Below are 25,568 nucleotides of genomic sequence, written 5' to 3'. Positions count from 1 at the left end.
AGACAATGACGGTTCTTTTCGTTAGCCTCGGGGCAAGGAGGACCCGCCTTGCTCAAAACCGAACCGATCAAGAAGCGCCGGCTCTACGAAGAGGTGGTGGACCGCATCGAGGCCTCGATCCTCGCCGGCGATCTGAAGCCGGGCGAGGTGCTGCCGGCCGAGCGCGAGCTCTGCGAGACCTTCGGCGTCAGCCGCACGGCGATCCGTGAGGCGCTCTTCGTGCTGCAGCAGAACGGCCTGATCGAGCTGGAAAACGGCCGCCGCGCGCGCATCGTGGAGCCCACGGCCGAGCGCATGATCGACGAGCTGGCGGGCCCCGCGCGCTACGTGCTGTCGCGCCCCGACCGGCTGCGCCAGCTGCAGGAGGCGCGGATGCTCTTCGAGGCCTTCCTCGCCCGCAACGCCGCCCGCGAGGCCACGCCCGAGGCGCTCGACCGGATCGGCGCCGCCCTCGCCCGCAACGAGGCAGCGATCGGCGACAACCAGGCCTTCGTCGAGACCAACGTCGCCTTCCACCTCGAGATCGCGCGGGTGTCGGGCAACGTCTTCCTCGATTCGCTGCACAGCGCGGTGCAGAAATGGCTCGAGGAGCACCGCCGCGTGGCGATCCGCAGCCCCGGCGCCGCAAAGCGGGCCTATGCCCGCCACGCGGAGATTTACCGCGCCATCGCCGCCCGCGACCCCGATGCCGCGGAAGAGGCCATGCGCCGCCACCTGCAGGAATCCATTGACGCCTACTGGGACGCCCGCAGCGCCCCCGAATGACCGCCGCGGCCGCGCCGGCGCGGGGGGGCGACGGACTTCGCGGCCGCGCTGTTGGCTGGCCCGCCACCCCGAACACCCCGCATGCGCCGGGGCGTGGCGCGGCCCCCGGCGGGCCGGGCGCCGGGGCGCATTGACCGCCGCCGCCGCGCAAGGCTTTAGTCCGGGCATGACCATGCTGATGGACATCAAGGCGTTTCTCGAAAGCGCGCGGGCGGGCAGCTTCTCCGGCGCCGCCCGGGCGCTCGGCGTGGCCCCCTCCGTGGTCACCAAGCGGGTCGGCCGGCTGGAGGACGAGATTGGCTCGCGGCTCTTCGTGCGCTCGACCCGCAGCCTGGCCCTGACCGCCGAGGCCGAACGGCTGCGGCCGCGCCTGCAATACCTCTTGGGCGAACTCGAGGAGGCGCTGAGCGGCGTGCAGCAGGCGCCCGACGGGCTCAGCGGGCTGATCCGGGTGAAATCGCCCACCACCCTCGGGACGCTCTATGTCGGCCAGTCGATCGCCCGCTTCCAGGCCGCGCATCCCAAGGTCACGACCGAGCTGCTGCTTATCGACCGCTCGATCAACCCGTTGGAAGAAGGCCTCGACATCGCGCTCGGCGCGCTGCCGCAATCCTATGCCAGCGTCAACGAGACGCCGCTCTGCCCCTATCACCGGCTGCTGGTGGCGGCGCCGTCCTACCTTGCCCGCCACCCGGCGCCGGAAAAGCCCGGCGACATCGTCGAACATGACTGCCTGGCCTTCATCCCGGCCGGTCTGGTCTGGTCCTTCCAGGGCCCCGGCGGGCCGGTCTCGGTCGAGGTGCGCAGCACCTTCACGGTCAATGACAGCCGGCTGGTGATGGCGGCGGCGGAAGAGGGGCTGGGGCTCTGCGTGGTGCCCGAGTCGCTGGCGCGGGACTCGCTGGCGGCGGGCCGGCTGGTGCCGGTGATGCAGGGCTTCCCGATCCAGCCCTTGTGGCTCAAGGCGATGGTGCCGCGCACCAAGGCGCGGCGCCCCGAAGTCGCGGCGCTCTTGGAGCACCTGAGACGCGAATTCGAGACGCCGCCCTGGGATCGCTGAGCGCGGGGATGCCGCGCCCGGCTCAGTTCATCGTGTTGGGCAGCCAGAGCGAGATCTCGGGATAGGTCAGGATCAGCGCCATGATCACCACCTCGCAGGCCAGGAACCAGCCGATGCCGCGGAAAATCGTCTCGAGCGGAATGGCGTCGCCGACCACGTTCTTGACCACGTAGGCGTTGAAGCCCACCGGCGGTGTCAGCAGCCCGATCTCGATATACTTGACCACGATCACGCCGAGCCAGATCGGGTCGAGCCCGAGTGCGGCGAACATCGGCTGCACGATCGGCAGGGTGAGCAGCAAGACCCCCAGCGGGTCGAGGAACATGCCGAGGATCAGGTAGATCACCGAGATCGACAGCAGCATGGTCACCGGCGACAGCGCCAGGTCGCCGACCATGTCACCCATCATCGCCGGCACCCCGACGAGGGCCAGGAACTTGGTGTACATCACCGCGCCGTAGGCCACGAAGAAGAGCTGCGCCGTGGTCTTGATCGCCTCGAAGACCGAGTCGCGGAAGACGCTGGCGGTGAGCCTCCGCTGGCTGGCGGCGATCAGGCAGGCGAGGAAGGCGCCGGCCGCGCCGGCCTCGGTCGGCGTGACGATGCCGCCATAGAGCCCGCCGATCATGCCGAAGATCAGCACCAGGAGCGGCCAGACCGGCACCAGCGAGCGCCAGCGTTCGCGCCACAGCGCGTCGCGCGCCATGTCGACGCTGATCCGCGGCGCCACGTTGGGCTGCAGCACACTGCGGCCGATGATCATCAGGGTGTAGACCGCCGCCGTCAGCAGGCCCGGGATCACCCCGGCGATCAAGAGCTTGGTGATCGAGACCTCGGCGAAGACGCCGTAGATGACGAACATGATCGAGGGCGGGATCAGCGCCCCGAGCGTGCCCGAGGAGGCCACGACGCCGGTGGCGAGGCTCGGCGCGTAGCCCGCCTTGAGCATCTCCGGGATCGCCAGGCGGCCCATCGTGGCCGAGGTCGCGACCGAGGAGCCCGAGGCCGCGGCGAAGCCCGCCGAGGCGAAGTTGGTGGCCACCGCGAGCCCGCCGGGCAGGCCGCTCAGCCAGAGCCGCGCGGCCCGGAACATGGCCTCGGATATGCCGGTATTGTGGGCGATGGCGCCCATCAGGATGAACATCGGGATCGCGGAGAGGCCCCAATTGGCAGCCACCTCGAAGGGCGTGTTCTGCATCACCGCGAAGGCAACGCGTTCGTTGCGCAGGATCCAGAAGCCGAGGAAGGCCACCACCCCCAGCGCCACGCCGATGGGCATCCGGATGGCGATCAGCAGCAGCACCAGGCCAAGGCTGCCGAAGCCCAGCAGTTCGGGGCTCATAGGCCGTCTCCCTCGGGGTCGGTATGGGTTTCGGGCGAGTTGGGGTCGGGGCGGCCGGTGACGCCGGCGCGCAGGTCGCGGGCGACGAAGACCAGCACGTAGAGGGCCATCAGGCCGAAGCCCGCCACCACCAGCCAGCGCGACGGCCAGATCTCGACGAAGCCGGTGCCGGCCTCCTTGGCCTCGCGGATATGGGTCTTGTCGATGGCGACCTCGATCGCCTTCCAGGTGAAGACCGCGACATAGACGAAGGTGACGATGCCCACCGCGCCGTCGAGCAGCGTGCGCCAGCGCCATTTCATGCCCTGGGTGAACAGGTCGACGATGATGTGGCCGCGCTCGCGGGCGATCAGCGCCAGCGGCAGGAAGGCCAGCGCCGCCATGTTGTAGGCCGAGACGATCTCGACCGTGCCGGTGAGCGGCCGGTTGAAGAAGGTCCGGCCGATCACGTCGGCGGTGACGTGCAGCATCATCGCGGTCGCCGCGAGGCCGCCGATCCAGGCGGTCACCGTCGTGGCGACATCCAGCGCGCGTCGGACGACGTGCATGTATTCCCCTCCCCGATCAGTTTGGCGGGCCGCGGCGTCCGTGCGCCGCGGCCCCGTGGGCGCTCAGAGCGCGCCCGGATCGACCTTGGAATAGACCTCGGACCAGAGCGCGTCGCGGAACTTGTCGCGGTCGCTGCCGACCTCGCTGTCGATGATGCCCTTCCACTTCTCGAAGGCCGCCAGGTAGGCGTCGAGGATCGCTTCGGGGTTCTCGACGCCGGCCTCGCGGGCGTTCTCGGCGTTGAGCCCGTACTGCATCTTGTCGCGTTCCTGCATCGCCGCGTCGAACGGCGCGCCGCCCTCCACGAAGGCGATGCCGCGCTCCTTGGCGGCCGCCACTGCGGCCTCGTCGACGGCGATCTGCGCGTCGAAGGTGGTCATTGTGACGAGGTCGGGCGCGTGGTCGATATGTGCCTGCTGCTCTTCGGGGCTCATGTCCTCCCAGACGTCGCGGTTGACGTACATCATGATCGGCGGGCCGCCCATGCCCATCGGCGCCTGCACCACGGTGTCGGTGACGTCGATATAGCCGTAGCTGGTGAGCCAGGAGACCGCGCCCAGAACGCAGTCGATGGTGCCGCGCTCGAGCGCCGAGGTGGCCTCGGAGGGCGGCATCGAGACCGGCGTCGCGCCGACCAGTTCGGTCATGTTGACGCCGCCGCCGGAGGCGCGGACCTTGAGCCCCTGCATGTCGTCGATCGACTGCACGTCGCCGCGGCACATGAAGAGGTAGGGCGAGCTGCCGTAGCCGGCGAAGCCGACGGCGTCGTTGCGCTCGTACTCGTCGCGGCATTGCGGGCAGCCGAGCATCAGCATCTCGTTCATCGCGCCGACCGAGGCGAGGTAGTCGGTGCCGAGCAGCGACTGGCTGAAGATCAGGTTGGTCGCCGGCAGCATGCGCGGCTGGTAGGGCGCCATGACGAGCCCGGCATCCATCATGTTGGAGCCGACCGCCTCGGGCGTGGCCGGGCCGTTGGCGAGCTGCGCGCCGCCGACCATCTTCCATTCGATGGCACCGTCGGTGGCTTCGGCGACCATCTCGAAATACGGCTCGAGCGCCTCGGTGTTGGTGGCGTTGCTGGCGCCCAGCCATGAGCCGTAGATCAGCTCGCGGGCCTGCAGCGGCGTCGCCGCGAGGCCGACGGCCAGCGCCGCGACGGTGCAGTTCAGTGTCTTGCCTTGCATGGTCCAGTTTCCTCCCTCTGGATATGTGCCGCGCCGCGGAACGGCGCGCGCTATGGCTCGGCTCTGCGGATCACCTCGACGGTGCCGGCATCGGCATCGACGCGCACGATGTCGCCGTCGCGGATCAGCTCGGTCGGGTCGCGGTCGAAATCGGTCATCGACGGCACCCGCGTGACCACCGCGCCGAGCGCGACCTTGGCGGTGGTGACGGTGAACAGCATCGCCGCAGGGGCGCTGCCCAGCCGGCGCGTCATGTGGAAGTAATGCGACCAGCCCGACGACCCCTTGGCACCCTGGAAGATCAGGATCTTGCCGGCGAAGGACTGGCCGACCTTCTCGTGCCGGCGCTCGGTGATGGTGCCGGTGCGGGCGTCGATGCCGCCCCAGCCGGAGATCGTCTCGGTGGTCACGAAGGCCTCGCCCTCGGCGACGCCGCCGACCACGCAGCGGCCGGTCAGCCGCAGGATGCTCTCGCCCGCCTCGGCCATCACAGACCCCCGCTCCAGCGCCCGGTGAGCGCCGCGTCGATGCAGTGCTCGAGCGAGCCGAACCAGCATTGCTTGCCGGTGATCGCCGGCAGGTAATGCGCCTGCTTGCAGCTGTCGGTGGCGATGACCTCGGTGCCCGGCGGCACCGCGCGGTTGATCGCCGGGCAGCTGTCGGACATCACGTGTCCTCCCGCCGCCTCGATCACCGCGGTATAGCCGCTCTCGTCGCAGAGATGGCGGATCTGGCGCGGCGTGTGGACCCAGAGATGGGTGTTCGGGCTGATCTTGCGGCCGTCGAGCAGGGTGGCGATGCGCCACATCTGTTCGGCCGAATTGTGCGGGCAGCCGAGCATGATGAAATCGACGTCGGGGCTCGACGCGTTGGAATTGATCGCCTCGAAGGCGCGCCGGCGCTCGGCCGCGCCGTAGCTCAGTTCGACCTCCGGGGCGCGGCCGCCGAGCGCGGTGTCGAGATCCGGCGCCTCCGGCGTCACGCCCGGGATGTGGTACATCTCGATCCCGCCCGAGGACGCGCCCGCGGCGCCGAAATGCTTGAGATACATCGGCCGCGGCTGGGAGGTCAGCCCGTCCAGCACCGGCACCTCCTCCATCACCATCTCGCCCAGGGCATAGCCCATCAGGCCCCAATCCATCATCGTGTCGACCTCGGTCTCGATGCGGACGCGCTGCCGGGCGAAGCGGTTCTCGGGGCGGTGGAAGCCGAAATAGGGAATGCGCCCGGTGATCGAGGCGGCGCCGGTGCTCTCGCGCCCCTCGGTGTTGGTGCGCGCGCCAAGCACGGAATTGCAGTAGACCACCGCCGAGCTTTCCATCCAGGCGCAATGCTCGCGCTTCACCGGCACGTTGCCGACCTGGTAGGGCGTGCAGGTCGATTGCCACTGCACGCCGCGCTTGCCGAAATAGGCCTCGGACTTCTTCTGCAGCTCGGCCTGGGCGTCGGAGAAGCCCTGAAGCTTGTAGTTGCGGGTGTCGAGACCGTGGATCAGCTGGCAGGTGGAGACCACCGCCTGCGGCGTTTCCACGGTCTCGTCGCTGTCGAGGTTGAAGCGCGAGAACACGGTGTCGAAATCGTCCGGCCGGTCGAGATCGGCCTGCACGAAGGGCGTGGTCGAGGACCAGGTGCCGGCGACGTTCGAGACCTCGACCAGCCGCTCGGCGCCGAGCGCCTCGCCGTAGCGCAAGAGCAGGTCAATGGCGCGCGCCTTGGCCGGCCCCTCGGCGCCGTCGAGCATCGCGCGTTCCGTGTCGGTCAGCCTCATGCCGTCTCCTCCCAATCCGACCCTACCCTCGCGCGTTCCGTGACAGAACGGCCGAAATAGAGCGATAACCTCTCGCGTTTCGCGAAAGCCGGGCGCCTACCCGGCCATCGCCAGTTCCGGCGCCCGGTTGTCGAGCGTCGTGGTGCGGCGCAGCTCCCGGGGCTCGTCGAGATCGAAGGCGCGGCCGCGATGCAGCGTCGCGCGGTTGTCCCAGATCAGCGTGTCGCCGGACCGCCATTGGTGCCGCAGCACAAACTCCGGCCGCGTCGCATGTTCCAGCAGGTCGAGCAACAGCATCCGGCCCTCGGGCACGGTGAGGTCGCTGACCGCGCGGGCATGCACACCGAGGAACAGGTGCTTGCGGCCGGTTGCCGGGTTGGTGCGCACGATCGGCCACCAGGCCGGCTCCACCGCTGCCTTCTGCTCGTCGGTGTAGCTGTCATCACCCAGCAGGAAGCGCGAATGCAGCGCGTAATGCTCGGCCAGCCGGCCCTCCAGCATCTCCTTGGTGCGCTCGTCGAGCGCGTCATAGGCGGCGCGCAGGTCGGCGAACTCGGTGTCGCCGCCCCAGGACGGGTTCTTCACCGAATGCAGCATGGAATACTTCGCCGCGGGCTTCTGGAAGGACGAATCCGAGTGCCACATCTGGTTGGCGATGTTGTTGAGGATGCGCTTGTCGGTGCGCTTGGCGGGCTGGCCGTCGGCGCCGAGATTGCTGATGTCGCCGACCTCCAGATCGGCCACCCGGGCATCCTTGGCCACCACCTTCTTGAAGCCGATGTCGAGCGGCCCGAACTGCCGGGTGAAGGCCAGCTGCTGGTCGCTGCTCATCGGCTGGTCGCGGATCAGCACCACCGCGTGCTCGTCCATCAGTCGGTCGACCTCGGCGATCTGCTCCGCCGAGAGCGGCACCAGAACGTCCAGCCCCCCGGTGATCTCGACGCCGAAAGGCCCGTCGATGCGGCGCGTCTTCAACATGTCCGTCTCCTCCGTCACGGTGCGACCCCGTCGCTGCGGGTCAGGTTGTCCGACACCCGGGCCTGCAGCGCCGCGATGTCGAGTTGATGGACCGACCCGCTGCCGGCGAGGTCGAGCGCGTTGGCCGCGGCCATGCCCTGGGCCATGCAGGGTCCCATCACCCGCACCGAGGACAAGGCCGCCGGGTCGCCGTCGATGCAGCGGCCGACCGCCACGAGGTTGTCGGCCTCGGGCGAGATCATCGCCGAGAACGGCACGTAATGGACGTGATCCTCGTCGAAGGTCTCCCAGACGAAGCCCTCGGGGGCGTTGTGCAGCTCGATCGGCCAGGCGGTGCGCGCGATGGCGTCCTCGTAGCGCACCTGGCCGATCACCTCGTCGGTGGTGATGTGGTGGTTGGCCTTGATCCAGCGGGTCTGCCGGATCCCCGGGAAGCCGTAGGAGCGCACCGAGATGTTGCCGAAGATCGCCGGGAACTCGTCCTTCAGGAGCTGTACGCCGCGATCCACCTGGTCCTTGCCGATGAGGCCGGTGCGGCTCGCCTCGATCGGGTCGAGCGGCGTCTCCACATGGGTCATGTTGAGCACCGCCACCTCCTTGCCAGGGGTGTAGAAGACCAGCCCGTTGCGGCGCACCAGCCCGTATTCCTCGGCCTTCTCGGCGATCCGCCCGGCCAGCTCCTCGCGGGTGGGCTGGGGAGCGTCGAGGTTCAGCCCCTCGATCACCGCCTGCTGGCTGCCATAGACCATCTCGTCCGGCTCGCGGCATTCGAGCCCGGCGAGATAGGCCAGCGCCGCGTCGCCCGAGCAATCGGCAAAGCTCTCGGCGCGGATCGTGACATCGCCGTAGCGCGTCACCAGCCCGACCGCGCGCACCCGCCGGCCCTCGGTCTCGGCATGGCGCAGCACCGCGCCGGTCACCGGGATCACCCCGGCGGCGTCGAGCGAGGTTTCGACCCAGCGGCTGAGCGCGATCTCGTTGTAATGCACCACCGTGGTCATCGGCCCGTGGCGGTAGTAGCAGGCATCCGCGGCCTCGAGATAGGCCAGCATCTCGTCGGCGATGCCGAAGGTCAGGCGATGGCCGTGGGTGCCGTTGCGGTAAAGCCCGCAGAACGTGCCGATCAGCGAATTGACCGCCTGCCCGCCAAGCGCCGGCAGACCGTCGACGATCGCCACCGTCTTGCCCAGCCGTGCGGCCTCGAGCGCGGTGGTGGTGCCGGAAATCCCCGCCCCGATGACGCAGAGATCGACCTCGAGTTCGCGGTGCAGCACGTCGCCGCTGTGGCGGACGAGGCGGGTTCCGGTGTTGATCGGGCGACCGTGAGACATCGTTTATTCCTTGCGTTCCGTGGCGCGCGCGATCAGCGACGCGCCGTTTCTGAGCGGGGTGACGGTGCGCTCGTAGATCGACAGCCAGCCCGAATCCGCGGTCGGCCCGGGGGCCGTGAAGCCGGCGCGGCGGCGCGCCAGTTCGTCCTCGGCGACCACGAGGTCGAGCCGCTTTCCGGCGACGTCGATCTCGATCACGTCGCCGTCCTCGACCAGCGCGATGGGGCCGCCCTCGGCCCATTCGGGCTGCACCTCGCCCACCACCAGCCCCTTGTTGACCAGCCCCGAGAGCTGGCCGTCGGTGACCACCGCGACCTCGGGGCCGAGCCCGGCGCCCTCGATGGCGAAGACCAGCCGCGAGGCGCCGCCCATGCCGGGCCCGCCGCGCACGCCCTGGCCGCGCAACACCACCACGTCGCCGGCGCGGATGCCGCCGGCGCTGAGCGCCGCCTCGGCCTCGGCCGAGCTGTCGAAGACCCGGGCCGGGCCGGTGAAGGACAGCTTGCGGTCCGCGGTCCGGAGCCCGACCTTGACCACCCCGCTGGCGGGCGCCAGCGAGCCGGTCAGCAGCACGATGGCCGCCTCGCGGCCCCAGGGATCGTCGAGCGGGCGGATGACGTCCGCGTCCGCGTCGGCGACCGCGACCCCGGCGAGGGTGTCGGCGACGCTGCGGCCCGAGGCGGTCAGCGGGTCGGTGTCGAGCAGCGGCTCCAGCCGCTTCAGGATGCCTCGGGTGCCGCCGGCGGCCTCGAACTGCTCGATGGAGAGCGGGCCGATCGGGCGCACCGCGGTCAGCACCGGCACCCGGTCGCTTTCGGCATCGAAGGTCTCGTAGATGTCGATCTCCGCCCCGGCCTCGACCGCGATGGCCTGCAGGTGCTTGATGCAATTGATCGACCCGGCCTGGGCGAGATCGACGCGCACGGCGTTGCGGAAGGCGCCCGGGGTGAGGATCCGGCGCGGCGTCAGGTTCTCTTCGACCATCTCGACGATGCGCTGGCCGCTGGCCTCGACATGGCGCCACATGGCCGGCGAATTGGCCGCCACCGGCGCCGCGCCGGGCAGGCACATGCCGAGCGCCTCGGTCACCGAATGCATGGAATTGGCGGTGCCCATGCCGGAGCAGACGCCGGGCGAGCCGATCGCCACCTCGGTCATGCCCTTCAGCTTCTCGAAGCTGGTGCGGCCCTGGGCGTGGTAGCCGGCATGCAGGAAGACCTCCTCGATGTCGACATGCTCGCCGTCGAGATGGCCCGAGGATTGGTAGCCGCAGATCACCATCAGCGCCGGGATGTCGAGCCGTGCCGCCGCCATGAGCTGGCCCGGCACGGTCTTGTCGCAGGAGGTCAGAAGCAGCATGCCGTCGAGCTGCGCGCCCTCGACCTGCACTTCGATATCGTTGGCGATCAGGTCGCGGGTCGGCAGGATGTAGGTGGCGCGGCGGCCGGCCGAGATGATGAAGTCCGAGGGTGCCGAGGTCCGGATCTCGAAGGGCACGCCGCCGGCGGCGCGGATCGCCTCCTTGGCGCGGGCGGCGATGCCGTCGAGATGCGAGAAGCAGATCGCCATCTCGGACGAGGTGTTGACCACCGCGATCTTCGGCTTCTCCATGTCCTCGTCGGTCAGCCCGAGCGCCCGCCACTGCGCCCGGCGCACGGCCCAGCGGGACGTGCCGGGCTCGAAATTCGACCTGAGCTTGCGCGGCTCTTGCGCCATGGTGCCTCCTCGCGGACCCTGGGCGGCACCGGCGGGATGGCCGGCACGCCTGTCTTGCGGGCAAGCCTCGCCTTATTCGTTTCGGCAAACAATGCACCGATTTCCGCGTTCAACATTCGCGATTCGAGAAAGAAACAGCGCGGCGCCCGGGACCGGCGGGCGCGGGCTTGCCGTAGGGCGCGGCGCGGTGCAGTCTCCGGGGGTTCGATCTCACCCCGGCGCGCCGCACCGGCCGTCCGCCAAAGACCGGTCCGCACCCTGCCCGATCCCGCCCTCGACCCCCTGTTCCGCCGCCTGTCGGGATCGCGCTTCCGCGCCCGCTTCCGGCTCGGCGCGCGCGAGGCCGCCTACCTCGCGCGCTGCGGCGCGGCGGCGATCGAAGGGCATGCGGCAGAGTTCGTGGCCGCCCGGCTCGCCCCGGCGGCGCCGAAGAACGACGGCCGTCAGACGCCGATGCGCGGCCACCCGGTCTTCGTGGCGCAGCACGCCACCGCAACCTGTTGCCGCGGCTGCCTGGCGCGCTGGCACCGCCTGCCCGCCGGGCGCGAGCTCGACGCCGCCGAGCAGGCCCGCATCGTCGCGGTGATCATGGAATGGATCGCCCGGCAGCCGCAGCCCTGACCGGCCGGCGCGCCGGCGGGGGTGTCGAGGGCGCCCGGGCCGGTGGCCCGCGCCGATCTAGCGGCTGAGGTCGGCGACCATCTTGTCGACCAGCGCCGGGGTGACCTCGGGGCGCAGCCCGAACCACAGCTCCCAGGCCGGCGGCCCCTGGTGCAGGAGCATCCCGAGCCCGCCCACGACATGGTGCCCGCGGGCCTTCAGCGCGGCCAGGAAGGGCGTCTCGAGCGGCGCATAGACGATGTCGGCGGCGATGGCCTCCTGCGGTAGCGCCGCGCCGGTCAGGTCGAGCGGCGGCTGGCCCACCATGCCGAGGCTCGTCGTGTTGACCGCCAGCGCCACGCCCTCGAGCGCCGCCTCGCGCGCCGCCCAATCCTCCACCCGGATCGGCCCGCCGAGATCGGCGGCCACCGCCTCGGCCCGGGCGCGGGTGCGGTTGACCAGCCGGATCTCCGGCACCCCGGCCTCGATCAGCGCGTGGCAGACCGCGCGCGCCCCGCCCCCGGCGCCGATCACCGTGGCCGGACCGGCCTCCGCCCGCCAGTCCGGCGCGTTCTGGCGCAGGTTGCCGAGAAAGCCGCGCCAGTCGTTGTTGGTGCCGAAGAGACTGCCATCCTCGCGCACCGCGACGCAGGAGATCGCGCCGATCTTCTCGGCCACCGGGTCGATCTCGTCGACGACGCGCAACGCCTCCTGCTTGTGCGGGATGGTCAGGTTGACCCCGGAAAAGCGCAGCGGGTGCAGGCCGCGCAACGCCGCCTCCAGCGTGCCGGGCCGGACCTCCAGCGGCACGTAGGCGCCGCGCAGGCCCAGTTCCGCCATCCAGTGCCCGTGCATCAGCGGCGAGCGCGAATGCATGACCGGAAAGCCCATCACGCCGGCCAAGTGGAGGGTCTCGCTCATTGTCCGTCCTCCAGCTTGGCGGCGAAATGGTCCCAGGTGCGCTGGAAGAGCCCGGGATTGCGCAGCTTGGTCCGGGCGGCGGCGCATTCCTCGTCCGAGAAGACGTAGGGCGTGCCGATCTGCAGCGCCTGGACCTGCCGCTTGGCGTTCTCTTCCAGATAGGTGATCAGCGTGAAGGCCTCGACGATGTCGGCGCCGACGCAGGCCGCGCCGTGCGACTTCATCAGCGCCGCCGGCCCCTCGCCCAGCACCTCGGCCAGCCGCGCCGCCATCTCGGGCGAATTGATCGAGTCCGGCGTGTCGAGCACCCCCAGCGGATGCACCAGCGTGCCCTGCGCGAAGACCGGCAGATAGGGATGCCCGGTCATCGTCAGGTAGGTCGACCATTGCGGATGCGCGTGCACGATGGCGGCCACGTCCGGTCGCGCGCGGTAGAGCCCGGCATGCAGGTGGAATTCCAGCGGCGGCTTGCCCGCGCCCTCGATCAGCTGACCGTCGAAATCCACGAGGCAGATGTCGGCGGCGGTGAGCCGCGAGCGCTGCGCACTGCCGACGTTGATCAGCATGTACTCGCCCACGCGGATGCTGGCATGACCGTTGAAGTCGATGATGCCCTGCGCCTCCAGCATCCTTAGGCAGAGCGCCAGCCGCGCCTTTTCCGCGTCGATGTCCCTGTCGCCTGCCGTCACCATCCGGTCGCCTCCCGCACCTCTTGCCGCCACAGATCCCAGGCCCGCATGCCGGCGCCCTTGTTGGGCTCGTCGGCGAGCGCCCCCTCCTCGGCCGAGAGCGTGGCCAGATCGCCGCCCCCCGCCAGCGCTTGGGCCCAGTGCTGCACCCGGGCGCTGACCTCGGTATAGACCGCGCGGAACACCGCGACCTGCAGGCTCGGCCCGCAGGCGACGGAGCCATGCGCGCGCATCAGCGCCACGTCGGCCGCGCCCAGCACCTCGGCCAGCGCCACGCCCTTGGTGCAGTCACAGACCAGCATGTCGGTGGCGCCGAAGCGCTCGGAGATGTCGAAGACCGGCACCCCCTTGGCGAGGAAGGCGGCGTTGTGAAAGGTCGCGCGCATCGGCACATCGGTCAGCCCGAAGGGAATGACCGAGGGCGAATGGCTGTGCACCACCGCGCCCACGTCAGACCGCGCGCGGTAGATCTCGCCGTGGATGAAGCGTTCGAGGAAGCCCTTGCGGTCGTCGCCGTCGCAGGCCGTGCTGTCGAGGTCGAACTCCATCAGATCGGCGGGCTCCACCAGCGCGGGCGCCATGGCGCGCGACATCACGAAGCGGTCGGGGGCTTCGGGATGGCGGATCGAGACATGGCCGAAGGCGTCGACCACGCCGCGCGCGGCGAGGATGCGGCTGGCGGCGGCGAGGTCGGCGGCGAGCGCGGGCGACAGCGGTCCGGCGGAGGCGGGCATCAGATGATCACCTTGGTGTTCACGCTGTCGGGGAAGATCTCCTCGGGCGTGAATTGCCGGTGCGCGATGCCCTGCTGGTGCGTGTAGAGGCCCATCATCTCCCAGGTCTTGCGGTTGGGCTCCACGCCGAACGGGAACGGGTCGCGGCCGAAGATGCCCTGCATCTTGCGCCCGTAGGTCGGCAGCCAGGCCAGCGGGTAGCGCGACACCGCCGGGTCGAGAAGACGCGCGACGCTGCGGTCCTTCGACTCGAGAAAGGCGTTGAAGAGGTTGCGCGCGACCCAAGGGTGCGCGTCGTGGACCGATTTCTTCATCGCCACGATGTGCATGATCGGCCAGATGCCGGTCTCGGCGTAGTAATCCTCCTCCATGCCGACGAAGTCGGGATAGAGCCGCTCGACATCCGGGTGATCCTCGAGAAAGCAGGTCGGCGGCCGCGCGATGATGGCGCAATCGAGCTCTCCCGAGGCCAGCATCTCGGACAGCGACTTGTCCTTCACGCGGGCGATCTCGATGCCGTCGGGCAGGTTCAGCTCGACCTTCTCCTCGCGGCCGGGCGCGTTGGCGCCGGCCTGCACCCAGTTGATCTTCGTCAGGTCCATGCCGAGGTCGTTCTGCATCCAGCCGCGGATCCAGACGGCGGCGGAATGCGCCCATTCGGGCGAGCCCACCGACTTGCCGATCAGGTCCTCGGGCCGTGTGATGCCGGCCTTGCGGTTGACGTAGAAGGACGAGAAGCGGAACAGCCGCGAGCAGATCACCGGCAGGCCGATCAGGTCGCTGTCCGGCCGTGTGACCTGGGTGGAGAACTTGGCGAAGGACATCTCCGACAGGTCGAATTCGCGGTTCGCGGTCATCCGGGCGAAGCATTCGTGGTGCCCGAGCAGCAGCCAGTTGAGGTCGATCCCCTCGGGGCGCACCATGCCGGTGCGGATGTCGCGGAAATGGTCGTAATCGGTCGTCGCGATGGTGAGCGGCAGCTGGGTCATGGCGCGTGAGGGATCCGTCGCTTGAGGTTTGGCGCGCGGCGGCGCGGGCGGCCGGCGCCGGCCCCCGGCAAACGCGCCCGTTGGCCCGAGGCTAGGCGGGCCGGCCGGGGGCATTCAAACAAAAGTGGACCGGCGTTCCTTTAGGCAGAACGGCCCGCCTTCCCGGATTGCCTTCCCAACGCACCGCCGCACCCTGTGCGCCAGCCGGGCGCGGCGCCCCGGCGGCGACAGGGGAGGAACGGCATGCAGGTGGGAATCGTCGGTCTCGGCGCGATGGGTCTGGCGATGGCCGGGCATGTGAAACGGGCCGGCCATGCGGTCACCGGCCTCGACACCGACGCGGCCCGGCTGGAGGCGGCGCGGGAGGCGGGGCTCGGCACCGCCGCGGGGCTGGACGAGATCGCCGCCCGGGCCGAGGCCATCCTCGTGGTGGTGGCGACCGACGCGCAATGCCGCAGCGTGGTCGAGGCGCTCCTGGCCGCCGGGCCGCAGCCGGGCTGCGTCATTGCGGTGGCCGCCACCACCCATCCGCGCACCATGATCGATCTCGGCGCGGCCTGCGCCGAACGCGGCACGGGCCTCATCGACGCGCCGGTCTGCTACGGGCTGAAGGGCGCGCAGGACGGCGATCTGGTCTCGCTCTGCGGCGGCGCGGAGGCCGACATCGCCACCCTCCGCCCCGTGCTCGAGGCCTATTCCCGCAGCGTCGAGCATCTTGGCCCGCTGGGCGCCGGGCAGCTCGGCAAGACCTGCAACAACATGATGCACTGGGCCGCCTGCGTGGCCAATTACGAGGTGCTGGCGCTGGCCCGGTCCTGCGGCCTCGACGCCCAGGCGATGCGCGAGACGCTGCTGAAATGCCCAGCCCGCAACACCACGCTGGAACGCTGGGACACCACCCGCTTCACCTGGCACGAGAAGGACCTGGACGTGGCGCTGGAGCTGAGCCAGCAGGCCGGGCTGTCGCTGCCGCTTTTCGGCGCCGTCGACCAGCTGGTGAAGCGCCTCGGCCCCGACCGGGTGCGCGAGCTGCTGCACGAGGACAAGGCGGAATATCTCGGCCTGCCGATCACCGCCCGGCCGCTGTCGGAGGTCACCAGGCAGGGCTGAGCGCCGTTCTGCCATACGAAACGTTGTGCCATTGACGGGAATGGCGCCCTCTCGCTACGCTCGCCCCGAAGTCACAGGGGAGGACACCGGATGTCAGAGACCTCCGAGACCGACGCCGGCGTCGGGCACAACAGCGAGAAGCGCGAAAAGGTCGTCTGGGAGCGCTGGACCAAGAAGCGCACCTTCGTCCGCGCGCTCGAGGGCACCTACGGCCAGCTCAAGGAAGAGCTTTACCAGCAGCCGCGGGTCTACCGGACCTCGGAGATGAAGTGGAAGGGCGGGCCGCAGAACTTCGGCAAGAAGGTCATCAACCCGCAGGCCAACCGCATCGCCCAGTCGATCGAGGCGCATGTCGATGTCTACGCCCCGCACGGCTACGGCCAGACCCACGGCCACATGAACTCCGCGGTGTTCTTCGTGCTGAAGGGCAAGGGCTACGACATCCATGACGGCCGGCGGCTCGACTGGGAGGCCGGCGACGCGCTGATCGTGGAGAATGCCTGCGTCCACCAGCACCTGAACGACACCGACGAAGAGGTCTACGTGCTGGTCCTGAAGGCCAAGCCGCTGTTTCTCTTCATGCACATGATCTTCCAGAAGATGGTGCATTTCCCGCCCGAGGAGCCGGTGCCGGGGCACGAGGACTACACCCCGCCGTCCAGCCTGTGAGGAGAGCGAGATGAGCATGGATCCGACCACCTTCGCCGACGCCATCGAACGCCAGCGGGCCAAGTCGCAGGGCCCCGAGGTCAGCTTCTACAACGACGCGCTGAAGGCCAGCCAGGCGTTCCGCAAGGAATATCCCGAGCGGCTGAACGTGGTGAAGCACGACCAGATGCCGATGGAGCGCTCGGCCGACGGGCTGATCAAGCACGTCATCAACGAGGCGATGGACACCAAGGAATGCTGCATCGACATCTACATGCAGTTCATCGCCGCCGGGAAGGCCACCGGCACCTCGCGGCATCTGTCCGAAGAGATCGCCTTCGTCATCGAGGGCTCGGGCTATGACGAGCATTTCGACGTCCATTTCGAGTGCAAGGAAGCCTTCGAATGGAGCTGGGACACCACCCCCAAGCGCTACGATTGGGGCCCGGGCGATTTCATCTACGTGCCGCCCTACGTGGCGCACAAGCGGTTCAACACGTCCCAAATCGAGGCCCGCGTCATCGTCTGCAACAGCCGGGTGATGAAGGCGATCGGGCTCGACTGGTTCGACCAGCTGGAGCCCGCCGAGGGGTTCGAGGATGTCTGGGTGCCGCCCGCCGACGAGTGAGCCGCCGGAACGGAAGCGATCAGAGCGCGGACCGCGGGGCGGTCCGCGCCCTTTGCGTTTTGGGGCGTCCGCAGATCGGGTTGGTGGGCCGTGCGGGACGAAGCCGCCCGTCGGCCGAAGGGCGCCCGCCACGCAGGATGGCCGGGCACGGCCCTGTGCTGCACCGAGCGCCCTGCCACGGGTCTGGCGGTGGCTCCGGCAACCGCGGGTTCCGAACGCCGCTCACCGGGCGCACGACGTGCCGCAGCTCGATCCGCTGGCAGGTATCCGGCCTCGGAGGAGCGGGCGGCCTGCGGGGTTTATTCCGTCGGGATCATCAGATGGGCATAGGGCGTTCCCGGCCACATGACCCACGGCTGACCTCCGCCTTCCGGAACCTCGGTCGGATAGGCATCGAACAGCGGCCCGGCAGCCGAGCCGACGATCATCACGTGCGGGCCCGCAACCACCCACTGGTTGTCGGCTGTCTCTCCTTCCGCATAGGGGTCCGTGTTGCTCGCCCCCTCGTCGCCCAACAGCATGTAGACGAAGCCCAGGGTGTCCGGAGGATCCTCTTTGGCCATCCAGGCCTGCAGGAAAGTCATCGACGCTTCGTCCGCGCACATCGGATCGGTTCCGGGGTACATGCATGTCCATCCGTTGGTGCCTTCCCGGAGCACCTCGATCTCACCCTCCCCGGTGATGTTCAGCAGCGTGGAGTTTTCGAGCACGGCCGCCGGCGCAACGCCATCGAGTCGGTCCATCAAGCCGTCGACGGTGACATCGGCGGTCTGGCTCATGGCCGAGCTAGCCAGCAGGATGCCTAGTCCGGCGCTCACAGCAATTGTCAGGTTTTCCATGGCAGCGCTTTCCTCTTCTGGGACACGCTATCGCCATCCGGACGCCAACCGCCCGATGGCGGTAGTCCGGGCATCATACGCCTGTCGGACGCATTTATTAAGAAAAGTCCGCGCTGCGGCGAGGCCAGCGCGCGCTCCACCCGGCCCGGCCCGTCCGTTTCGCGCTCGAAGCCCGCGTCGGCGCGCGGTCCGTCGTGACACCGGTTCGGGAACGGGACGGCGCTGCCGATCATCTCCGGCCGCAAAACGAGGTCGAGATCGAAGCACGGGTGTTTTCCGTGACTTCGACCTGCACGGGGCGCAGCGTCTTGCTCTGGAAGGCGGCGACGCGGTCGCGCATGCAGGCGCCGAGAACGCGGCCGGCGACCCTGCGCCTGACGCGGTCACAGCCGCGCCGCTTGCTGTCGATGGCAAGGGTGAACGGCGCGAGATCGCGGAGGTTGCCCGCGCGGATCGCCCCGACCGGCTTTGGCGGGAGTGGGCGTTTCTGGCCGGCGAGCCTGCCACGGCTCCAGCGCCGCGTCGGCCTGGTGATCGGGCGCTTGCTGTCGGCAAGAGATCTCCTCTATCCGCCCCTCCGGCCCAAGCCTCGCCCCCGCGTGACCGCGCCCGTGCAGGCGAGGTCGCGAACGACCGGTGATGAAGCCGAGCGCCGGCGCTCCACCGCCGCGCTGCCGCGGAACGGCTCCGAGTGCGTACCGACCGGTCGTGCGGCGTCCCTGTGCGGCGGGACTGCGCATCTAGCTGACGTCAGACGTGAATTGTGCTATTATGTTTCCATTAAAAATTGCATTTCAGGGGATGAATTATGACACCTTGGGAACTCCATGGCCACGAACTGGCGAATTGCAATTGCGCGACAGGTTGCCCTTGTCAATTCATGGCACTTCCGACACGCGGCAACTGCGAAGCGGTTGCCGCATTTGCTTTCGACAGCGGGCATTACGGCGATGTCGACCTGAGTGGCACGAAGTCGGCACTGGTCGCGCATTGGCCCGGCGCCATTCACGAGGGCAATGGCACGATGCAGTATATCGTGGACGAGGGCTGCACGGCCGAACAGCGGGACGCGCTCTTCAAGATCATGAACGGAGACGACACCGAGGACATGGCGACCATGTGGTGGGTGTTCTCGATGATGTCACCAACGAAGCTGGAAAAGCTGGTCAAGCCCATCGAGCTTGAAATCGACATGGAAGCGAGAAAGGGCAGCGCCCGGGTTCCCGGTGTCTTCGAAACCACGGCCGTTCCGATCACCAACCCAGTGACCGGGGCCGAACACAGGGCGCGGATCAACCTGCCGCACGGCTTCGAGTTCCGAATTGCCGAAATGGCAAAGGGCACGACGACGACTAGCGGGGCCATCGAATTGAAGAACAATCGGGATTCGCACGTGCATATCGTCGAAATCCACCTGTCCAACAAAGGCGTGCTCGACGCCGCCTGAGCGAAGCAAGCCGATGGCGGATCATGGTTTGACGGAACGCCTGCTGCGACGCGACCGCAGCCTGCTGATCGCCATGATCGGCATGCTCATCGTATTGGCGGGTCTCTACACGGTCCACGGCGTGGGCATGAGGATGAGCGCGCTGGAGATGACGGCCATGCGCGGCATGCGCGACATGCCGGGTCCGCAAATCCCCGGCGACTGGACATTGGGCTATGCCGTCCTCGTCCTGCTCATGTGGTGGGTGATGATGGTCGCGATGATGCTGCCCAGCGTGGCGCCCACCGTGCTGCTGCATGCCGGATTGATGCGCCGCAGCGGACACGCGGCCGACGTTCCGACGATGTCGGCCGCGTTTCTCGCAGGCTACCTGTTGATCTGGGGCGTCTTCAGCCTGGCCGCGACGGGCCTGCAATATGGCCTTGAGGCCGTCGGTATCGTCTCGGCGACCATGATGACCCTGATCGGCACCGTGCCTGGCGGGTTGGTTCTGATCGCGGCGGGCCTCTTCCAGTTCACGCCACTCAAGCGGGCCTGTCTCAGCCATTGCCAATCGCCCGCCAGGTTCCTCACGAAAAGGCGGCGACCGGGGCACCGGGGGGCATTCAGGATGGGCGCCGAACACGGGATGTATTGCCTCGGCTGCTGCTGGTTCCTGATGGCGCTACTGTTTGTCGGCGGGATCATGAACCTCTATTGGATCGTGGGGATTGCCGCCTTTGTCGCCTTCGAGAAGCTGACGCCCTATGGCGGTCCGATCGGCAAGCTCGCCGGTGCGGCACTCATCCTCTGGGGCAGCTGGGTCGCAATTTCGGCGCTGTAGCGCCGGCCGATGTCGTCTCCCATTTCGGGTCCGTTTGCCGCCATTGAAGAATACATTGGGGCAAGAGCGGCTGTCCGAACAGCCGCTCCCGCTTGAATGCCGGACGGCGCCCACATCCCTTGCGGCATTCTGCTCATCTTAAAGCGCATCTGTGCTCGGAAGAGACAGCGACCGTCGACATGGGCTCCGCGGCGCGTGCCTCAGCTCGTGCAGAACTCGCAGATCGTTTCCTCGAAGAAGGCGCCCCGCGCGTCCACGGGCAGCGAGGACAGGCCGGCACCGGTCCAGTCGGCCTCGAGCCGGTAAAGCGCCTTGGCATCGATGCCATGCCCGAAGATGTAGGCTTCGACATAGCCCTCGTTCTTCGCTTCGAGCACGATGAAATGGGCGCCGTTGATCTCCACGGCGTCGATCTCGCGGACATCCAACGTCGCAAGCAGGCCCTGGGAGGCGCCGGTCACGGGCTCGTCTGTCCGGATCGCGAACTGGTCCGCCGAAGCGGCGCCGGTCGTGGCAAGGACGAGGGCGATGGCGGCCGGGGTCGGTGTCATGCGTTTCATGTGTCGTTTCCTTTCGGGCACGGGTTCGGTATCATTCCCCCGGCACGGTATCTTCTTTGGACAGGCCAATTCCGACATGCGGGGCGGCGGTGGCCTTGATCGGAGGTCAGGGAGGTGCGTTTCGTCAAACGAAGAGAGGCGAAATCCTCTGAAATCGACCTTGGGACAGCGGTTCTCGACCGCTCCGTCGGGCGGCTTTTTTCCCATGACGACAAGGAGCTGGACCTGCGGCACCAGTCGCGCGAGGTGCTCATGGCGCTGGCCAGGGCGCCGGGTGAAACGGTCAGCCAGGATGCGCTGATCGAAGAGGTCTGGCAGGGCCGCGCGGTAACCACAGACAGCGTCGCGCAATGCATCGCCGAGATACGGCGGGTCCTTGAGGACACCGACAAGCGCATCGTCGAAACCGTGCCGCGCAAGGGGTATCGGCTGGTTCCGCCCGCCCCGGCCGCGCCGGATCGGTCGCCGCGCAGGCGAAAGCTGGCCCTGCTGGCCGTCATGGTGCTCGGCGCCTGCGCGCTTGCCTTCGCCCTGCTGCGCCCCGCAGAGCCGCCAGGGCCGCCGGTGATCGCGGTCCTGCCGTTCGACGACTTCAGCCCGCCGGAATACCAAGGCTACCTGAGCGATGCGGTGAGCGACAACATCACGACCTTGCTGGCACGCTACCCGCAGTTCCTGATCATCTCCCGGAGGTCCAGCTTTACCTTCCGTGACTCCGAGCTTGCCGTGTCGGACATCGCGGAACGGCTCGGCGCCGATTTCGTGCTGGAAGGCAGCCAGCAATACGACGGCACGCATGTGCGCACGACGGCCCGGTTGATCGACGGTGCGACGGAGGCAAACCTCTGGGCCGACGAGTTTGACGTGCCCCTGGACGAGCTGTTGCGCGCGAACAGCCGGATCAGCCGCAAGATCGCCAACGCGGTGGGGGAAAAGGTCGTCGACATGGCCGAGCCCCAGATGTCGGACGGCGATGTCAGCGCCCTGCTGATCGCGAACGCGGCACAAAGCCGGATCATGCGCAATTTCTCCCGGGATAGCCTGCTGGTCAACATCGCGGAGCAGGAGCAGTCCATCCGGGACTATCCCGATTCCGCCTGGGGCCCGGTGGGCCAAGCCCTGTCGCTTCGCATCGGGCTGCGCTACGGCTGGGTCGAAGGCGACGAGACTGCGATCCGCCAGCGGATGGGCGATCTTGCCCGCAAGGGGGTGGAGCTCGACCCCAACAATTTCCTCGCCTTTCACGCCTTGGGGCGCGTGCTGATGTTCAACCGTGATGTCGAGGGTGCCATCAGCGCCTTCCACCGCGCGGTGGAGTTGAATCCGTCCTCGTCATTCGCCCGAAACGCCTTGGCGCAGGCGCTGGCCTTTGTCGGCAAGACGGACGAGGCGCTGGAAGAGATCGCCGATATCGAGCTGATCGATCCGCTTTACGGGCACGACACGAACTGGACCAAAGCACGGATCCAGTGGCAGAAAGGCGTCTGCGACGCGGCGCTGGACACGTTCACAGCCGCGCCGTCGATGCCGGTGGCCGCGAACAAGACGCTGGCCGCGATCCACCTCTGCCTTGGCAACCCGGTCAGGGCGGAGGCCGCGATGGCGGCTTTCCTAGGCGAAAACCCCGACTGGACCGTGGCGCGCGAACGGGCAGTGATCACGGGCATGTGGACGGCGCCGGGGCTGGCAGATCGCTGGCTGGCAGCGCTGGAGGCCGCGGGCATGCCCCTGTGAGATGCGCACGGGCATTATGGCACGGCGTGTCCTGAGGCTCTGGTGACATCCACCGGTCGCATCCGCCGCGGAAAGGCGGATAAATGTCGGCTCCTCGCTCCGAACGAAGTCGTCCCCCGCAAGTTGCGGACACCCCCTTGCGTTTCGGGGGGCCTTGCGGGGGTGCCCTACTCGACCGGGTTCGGGGTGCCGAAGCCCGCGATGAGCCCCACGAGCATCGCCAGGATCCCCGCCGCGAAGGGCACGGCGAGGACCGAGACGGCGCGCAGCCGCAGGAAGGACGCGCCCATCAGCGGCAGCTCGTAGATAAAGATGCGGTGCGCCGCGTAGACCGCCCAGGAGGTCACGAAGGTCACCAGCGCCGCCGGCGCCGCGCCGGCCTTGGCGAAGACCGCGGCGATGGCGAAGGCGATGACCGGCCCGGCCGGCACCAGCAGGCCCGCCGCGGCGGCGACCGGCAGGGCCAGAAGCCCGGCATCGGTGCCGAGATGGGCCGAGATCGCGCGCTGCGGGATCAGCTCGGCGATGAAGCCCGCCGCCACCAGCGCGCAGAGCATCCGCGGCACCAGCTTGGCGAATTGCTCGATCAGCCGCTGCACCACCGGCCCGGCCGCCACCCGCCGACGCACGGCGAGGACCAGGAGGCCCGCCAGCATCGCGAGAAGGACGAGAAAGCCCGCGCTCATGCCCGCGCCGGCCGCCTGTCGCCGTCCCCGGGCGGCTCTTCCTTGAGCCGCAGCGTGAAGGGCAGCCGCCGCGCGAACAGCCCGGCCAGGACCGGCAGCGGCAGGCTGACGAGAATGCGCAGGAAGGCGAATTCGGCCCCCATGAAGGGCACGTCCCAGACCAGCACGCGCTGCAGCCCGAGCGTCGCCCAGGAGGTGATGTAGGCCACCATGGCGCCGCGATCGGCGCCCGAGGCGGCCAGCACGGCGAGCAGCGCATAGGCCGAGGACGGCCCGCCCGGCGTCACCGCGCCGGCGGCGGTGGCGATGACAAGGCCCATGATGCCGCTCTCGGTGCCGACCAGCGCCGAGATGCGGTCGCGCGGCAGCAGGAACCAGATCAGCGCGGCGATCGACAGCGCCACGATCACCCGCGGCATCAGGTCGACGACCAGCGCACCGTCATGCAGGATGGCGCGCATCACCGCCTCGGGCCCCTTGACCGCCCAGCACAGCGCGCCGGTGCCGACGGCGACCGCCGCGAAACCCCAGAAGCCCTTGCCGAACCCGTCGATCAGCACCTCGCGGCGCCAGTCGGGATCGGACAGGAAGGCAAAGCGGGGCACGGCGGGGCGGCCTCCTTCAAAAATCGATCAATGATGGTGGTGGGAATGGTCGTCGTGGCTGTGGCCGTGATGGTGGTCCTGTTCGGCGCGGTGCGCCGCGGCGAGGCGCTGCGGCTCGGCATGGCCGGCGCTCACCGCCTCGATCAGCGCGCGGAAGAGATCGGCCTCGGGCGGCAGTTGCCCGGCGAGGTAGCCCGCCAGCCGCGCCAGCGCGATGGCCTGGGCGGCCAGCGCGTCGACCGTCTCGTCCTCCTCGGCGGCGGCGATGTCGGCCATGGCGCGGGCCAGCCCGTCGCGGAAGACGGCTTCCATGTAGGCGGCGCGGCCCTCTGCCTCGGCGAGGCCGCGGGGCGCGGCGCCGGGCGCTGTGCCCGGCTCCAGCCCCTGCCGGCGGGCCATCACCCGCATCTGCTCGAGCAGGTCCTGTCCGACCTGCACCTGTTCGTCGATCTCGCCGCACATGGCCCTGACCCTTCTATGGGGCGCGCCCTAGAGCGCGCCGAAGCTTTCGACGGCGAGGCTGCCGCCGACCCAGACCGCGAAGACGCCGATCCCGGCCATCGCCACGGGGCGCATCCAGCTGGCGCCGCGCTCCAAGAGGCCGAGCGGCAGGCTGGCCGCGGCGCTGAGCGCCGCCATGCCGGCCAGCGAGCCCAAGCCGAAGATGGCGCAATAGGCCATCGCCTGGGCCAGGCTGTCGGTCGCCGCCACGGTCAGCACAAGCAGGCCCGCGGACCCCGCCGCGCCGTGCACGAGGCCAACCCCGACGGTGCCGAGATGGCCCGGCGCGCGGTGGCTGTGGCCGTGCGGCGAAGCGGCGTGCTCGCCCGTCTCGCCGGCATGGCTGTGGGCATGGATGTGGCGGCGGCCGTCATGCTCGTGCACGTGGATGTGCACGCGGTCGCGCCGCAGCCGCCACAGCATGCGCAGGCCGAGCCCCGCGATCATCAGCCCGACGGCGAATTCCAGCCCGGCCTCGAGCCGGCCCGAGATGGTGAGCCCGAGCGCGATCACCGTGGCACAGATCGCGAACAGCGCCAGCGTGTGACCGGCGCCCCAGGCCATTCCGCGCAGGATCAGCCGGCGCGGGCCGTCCTCGCGCCCGGTCATCGCCGCCACCGCGGCGAGGTGGTCGGCCTCCAACGCATGCGCCATGCCGATGACGAAGCCCAGCCACAGCACGGCCCAGCCGCCCCACAGCCCGAGTGCCGCGCCGGTCCCGGCGATCAGCACGCCGCCCAGGATCAGGGCGGTCTTTCTCCCCACGCCGCTCATGCCCGGAGCGCCGTCAGCATGGCGGGGATGAAATCGTCGTCCTGCGCCACCACCAGGACCCGCGCGAAGCGGCGCATGGCGTTGACCACCGCCGAGACGTCGCGGTCGCCGCGGCCCTGCGCCAGGGCCAGGCCCGCGCACATGATCCGCCGCTCGAAGCATTCGCGCGCGATCACCTCGGCCGCGCCCTCGCCGCTGCCCTCGGTGGCCAGCAGCACCACCATGTCGGCGCCCTCCAGCTCCTCGATCAGCGCCGCGGCGGAGCCGTCGGGGTGGCTGAGCGGCAGGTCGGCGGCTCGGGTCTCGGGATCGACCGCGGTGGCGCCCAGCGTCAGGAAATGCGCGTCGTTCCACGGCGCCTCGGTGACGCCGTACATCGCTTCCGCCGCCGCCGGGTCGAGTGCGAAGATGCGGCTCGACCGGGTGCGCGAATTCGGATGCTGGATGCGGAAGCGGGCCTCCTCGGCGGTCGCCGCGCGGGCGCAGGCATGCAGCATGGTCGGATGGTCGACCGGGCCGCGCCCTTCCCGCGTGGCGTTGTCCGCCTCGAAGATGTCGTCTGAATCGTGCGGCATGCGGGGGGGCGT

The 25,568-nt window shown here is 69.2% G+C and carries 28 protein-coding genes; 9 read left to right on the top strand and 19 right to left on the bottom strand.

Going from position 1 to position 25,568, the window contains the following annotated elements:
* Window positions 1-48 precede the first annotated feature (48 nt).
* Both ACXYMW_RS02815 and ACXYMW_RS02810 read left to right on the top strand, forming a co-directional pair.
* Window positions 49-765: an FCD domain-containing protein gene (locus ACXYMW_RS02815; RefSeq protein WP_459033770.1), complete on the top strand. Its 717-nt coding sequence runs from the start codon at window positions 49-51 to the stop codon at window positions 763-765.
* 166 nt (window positions 766-931) lie between these two features.
* On the top strand, window positions 932-1,825 hold the full coding sequence (locus ACXYMW_RS02810; protein ID WP_459033769.1) for a LysR family transcriptional regulator: 894 nt from the start codon (window positions 932-934) through the stop codon (window positions 1,823-1,825).
* 22 nt (window positions 1,826-1,847) lie between these two features.
* On the opposite strand, the gene ACXYMW_RS02805 is transcribed toward ACXYMW_RS02810, so the two are convergent.
* From ACXYMW_RS02805 to ilvD, 8 genes are all read right to left on the bottom strand, one after another.
* A complete protein-coding gene (locus ACXYMW_RS02805) occupies window positions 1,848-3,167 on the bottom strand; it encodes a TRAP transporter large permease (RefSeq protein WP_459033768.1) in 1,320 nt (439 codons plus the stop codon).
* Window positions 3,164-3,715, bottom strand: coding sequence for a TRAP transporter small permease (locus ACXYMW_RS02800; RefSeq protein ID WP_459033767.1), 552 nt, complete (start codon window positions 3,713-3,715; stop codon window positions 3,164-3,166). Before ACXYMW_RS02800 ends, ACXYMW_RS02805 begins: the two co-directional genes overlap by 4 nt.
* Window positions 3,716-3,778: 63 nt before the next feature.
* A complete protein-coding gene (gene dctP, locus ACXYMW_RS02795; RefSeq protein ID WP_459033766.1) occupies window positions 3,779-4,900 on the bottom strand; it encodes a TRAP transporter substrate-binding protein DctP in 1,122 nt (373 codons plus the stop codon).
* 50 nt (window positions 4,901-4,950) lie between these two features.
* Window positions 4,951-5,388 (bottom strand): aconitase X swivel domain-containing protein, encoded by a 438-nt coding sequence (locus ACXYMW_RS02790; RefSeq protein ID WP_459033765.1) that lies wholly within the window; start codon window positions 5,386-5,388, stop codon window positions 4,951-4,953.
* Window positions 5,388-6,668, bottom strand: coding sequence for an aconitase X (locus tag ACXYMW_RS02785; protein WP_459033764.1), 1,281 nt, complete (start codon window positions 6,666-6,668; stop codon window positions 5,388-5,390). The genes ACXYMW_RS02790 and ACXYMW_RS02785 overlap by 1 nt, the downstream gene beginning before the upstream one ends.
* Before the next feature lie 96 nt (window positions 6,669-6,764).
* Window positions 6,765-7,646: a TauD/TfdA dioxygenase family protein gene (locus ACXYMW_RS02780; protein ID WP_459033763.1), complete on the bottom strand. Its 882-nt coding sequence runs from the start codon at window positions 7,644-7,646 to the stop codon at window positions 6,765-6,767.
* 14 nt (window positions 7,647-7,660) lie between these two features.
* Window positions 7,661-8,977, bottom strand: a complete 1,317-nt coding sequence (locus ACXYMW_RS02775) for an FAD-dependent oxidoreductase (protein WP_459033762.1) — start codon at window positions 8,975-8,977, stop codon at window positions 7,661-7,663.
* A gap of 3 nt (window positions 8,978-8,980) precedes the next feature.
* Entirely contained in the window at window positions 8,981-10,693 is a 1,713-nt protein-coding gene (gene ilvD, locus ACXYMW_RS02770; protein WP_459033761.1) for a dihydroxy-acid dehydratase, read from the bottom strand.
* Between the two features lie 36 nt (window positions 10,694-10,729).
* On the opposite strand from ilvD, the gene ACXYMW_RS02765 reads away from it, so the two are divergent.
* A complete protein-coding gene (locus tag ACXYMW_RS02765; RefSeq protein ID WP_459033760.1) occupies window positions 10,730-11,314 on the top strand; it encodes a DUF4186 domain-containing protein in 585 nt (194 codons plus the stop codon).
* Between the two features lie 57 nt (window positions 11,315-11,371).
* Here ACXYMW_RS02765 and ACXYMW_RS02760 read toward each other — a convergent pair whose 3' ends face one another.
* From ACXYMW_RS02760 to ACXYMW_RS02745, 4 genes are read right to left on the bottom strand one after another with little or no spacing between them, the layout of a single operon-like run.
* Window positions 11,372-12,214: a shikimate dehydrogenase gene (locus ACXYMW_RS02760; RefSeq protein WP_459033759.1), complete on the bottom strand. Its 843-nt coding sequence runs from the start codon at window positions 12,212-12,214 to the stop codon at window positions 11,372-11,374.
* Window positions 12,211-12,906, bottom strand: a complete 696-nt coding sequence (locus tag ACXYMW_RS02755) for a class II aldolase/adducin family protein (RefSeq protein WP_459033758.1) — start codon at window positions 12,904-12,906, stop codon at window positions 12,211-12,213. The genes ACXYMW_RS02760 and ACXYMW_RS02755 overlap by 4 nt, the downstream gene beginning before the upstream one ends.
* Complete coding sequence (locus ACXYMW_RS02750; protein ID WP_459033757.1) at window positions 12,900-13,637, bottom strand: class II aldolase/adducin family protein; 738 nt, start codon at window positions 13,635-13,637, stop codon at window positions 12,900-12,902. Before ACXYMW_RS02750 ends, ACXYMW_RS02755 begins: the two co-directional genes overlap by 7 nt.
* The gene (locus ACXYMW_RS02745; RefSeq protein WP_459033756.1) at window positions 13,637-14,626 is read right to left on the bottom strand and encodes a substrate-binding domain-containing protein; all 990 of its coding nucleotides are present in this window, start codon (window positions 14,624-14,626) and stop codon (window positions 13,637-13,639) included. The genes ACXYMW_RS02750 and ACXYMW_RS02745 overlap by 1 nt, the downstream gene beginning before the upstream one ends.
* A 243-nt stretch (window positions 14,627-14,869) precedes the next feature.
* Between ACXYMW_RS02745 and ACXYMW_RS02740 the strand changes: the two genes are divergently transcribed.
* From ACXYMW_RS02740 to ACXYMW_RS02730, 3 genes are all read left to right on the top strand, one after another.
* Window positions 14,870-15,736, top strand: coding sequence for an NAD(P)-dependent oxidoreductase (locus ACXYMW_RS02740; protein ID WP_459033755.1), 867 nt, complete (start codon window positions 14,870-14,872; stop codon window positions 15,734-15,736).
* Window positions 15,737-15,826: 90 nt separating this feature from the next.
* Window positions 15,827-16,405, top strand: coding sequence for a cupin domain-containing protein (locus ACXYMW_RS02735; RefSeq protein ID WP_459033754.1), 579 nt, complete (start codon window positions 15,827-15,829; stop codon window positions 16,403-16,405).
* A 10-nt stretch (window positions 16,406-16,415) separates the two neighbouring features.
* Window positions 16,416-17,012, top strand: a complete 597-nt coding sequence (locus ACXYMW_RS02730; RefSeq protein WP_459033753.1) for a cupin domain-containing protein — start codon at window positions 16,416-16,418, stop codon at window positions 17,010-17,012.
* A 299-nt stretch (window positions 17,013-17,311) separates the two neighbouring features.
* On the opposite strand, the gene ACXYMW_RS02725 is transcribed toward ACXYMW_RS02730, so the two are convergent.
* Window positions 17,312-17,851, bottom strand: a complete 540-nt coding sequence (locus ACXYMW_RS02725) for a hypothetical protein (RefSeq protein WP_459033752.1) — start codon at window positions 17,849-17,851, stop codon at window positions 17,312-17,314.
* A gap of 808 nt (window positions 17,852-18,659) precedes the next feature.
* Here ACXYMW_RS02725 and ACXYMW_RS02720 point away from each other — a divergent pair.
* Together ACXYMW_RS02720 and ACXYMW_RS02715 are read left to right on the top strand one after the other, a co-directional pair.
* A complete protein-coding gene (locus tag ACXYMW_RS02720) occupies window positions 18,660-19,298 on the top strand; it encodes a DUF1326 domain-containing protein (protein WP_459033751.1) in 639 nt (212 codons plus the stop codon).
* A 13-nt stretch (window positions 19,299-19,311) separates the two neighbouring features.
* Entirely contained in the window at window positions 19,312-20,121 is an 810-nt protein-coding gene (locus ACXYMW_RS02715) for a DUF2182 domain-containing protein (protein ID WP_459033750.1), read from the top strand.
* Window positions 20,122-20,321: 200 nt separating this feature from the next.
* On the opposite strand, the gene ACXYMW_RS02710 is transcribed toward ACXYMW_RS02715, so the two are convergent.
* On the bottom strand, window positions 20,322-20,681 hold the full coding sequence (locus ACXYMW_RS02710) for a hypothetical protein (RefSeq protein WP_459033749.1): 360 nt from the start codon (window positions 20,679-20,681) through the stop codon (window positions 20,322-20,324).
* 114 nt (window positions 20,682-20,795) lie between these two features.
* On the opposite strand from ACXYMW_RS02710, the gene ACXYMW_RS02705 reads away from it, so the two are divergent.
* Complete coding sequence (locus ACXYMW_RS02705; protein ID WP_459033748.1) at window positions 20,796-22,415, top strand: winged helix-turn-helix domain-containing protein; 1,620 nt, start codon at window positions 20,796-20,798, stop codon at window positions 22,413-22,415.
* A gap of 167 nt (window positions 22,416-22,582) precedes the next feature.
* On the opposite strand, the gene ACXYMW_RS02700 is transcribed toward ACXYMW_RS02705, so the two are convergent.
* From ACXYMW_RS02700 to ACXYMW_RS02680, 5 genes are read right to left on the bottom strand one after another with little or no spacing between them, the layout of a single operon-like run.
* Window positions 22,583-23,101: a hypothetical protein gene (locus ACXYMW_RS02700; protein WP_459033747.1), complete on the bottom strand. Its 519-nt coding sequence runs from the start codon at window positions 23,099-23,101 to the stop codon at window positions 22,583-22,585.
* Window positions 23,098-23,706, bottom strand: a complete 609-nt coding sequence (locus ACXYMW_RS02695) for a hypothetical protein (protein ID WP_459033746.1) — start codon at window positions 23,704-23,706, stop codon at window positions 23,098-23,100. Before ACXYMW_RS02695 ends, ACXYMW_RS02700 begins: the two co-directional genes overlap by 4 nt.
* A 27-nt stretch (window positions 23,707-23,733) precedes the next feature.
* Window positions 23,734-24,168, bottom strand: coding sequence for a hypothetical protein (locus ACXYMW_RS02690; RefSeq protein WP_459033745.1), 435 nt, complete (start codon window positions 24,166-24,168; stop codon window positions 23,734-23,736).
* Between the two features lie 27 nt (window positions 24,169-24,195).
* Complete coding sequence (locus ACXYMW_RS02685; protein WP_459033744.1) at window positions 24,196-24,981, bottom strand: hypothetical protein; 786 nt, start codon at window positions 24,979-24,981, stop codon at window positions 24,196-24,198.
* Complete coding sequence (locus tag ACXYMW_RS02680) at window positions 24,978-25,556, bottom strand: hypothetical protein (protein ID WP_459033743.1); 579 nt, start codon at window positions 25,554-25,556, stop codon at window positions 24,978-24,980. Before ACXYMW_RS02680 ends, ACXYMW_RS02685 begins: the two co-directional genes overlap by 4 nt.
* Window positions 25,557-25,568 lie beyond the last annotated feature (12 nt).

Source organism: Roseivivax sp. CAU 1761 (assembly GCF_054482755.1).
The sequence above is the reverse complement of the archived record's forward strand: the minus strand, read 5'-3'. Positions and strand labels throughout refer to the sequence as shown.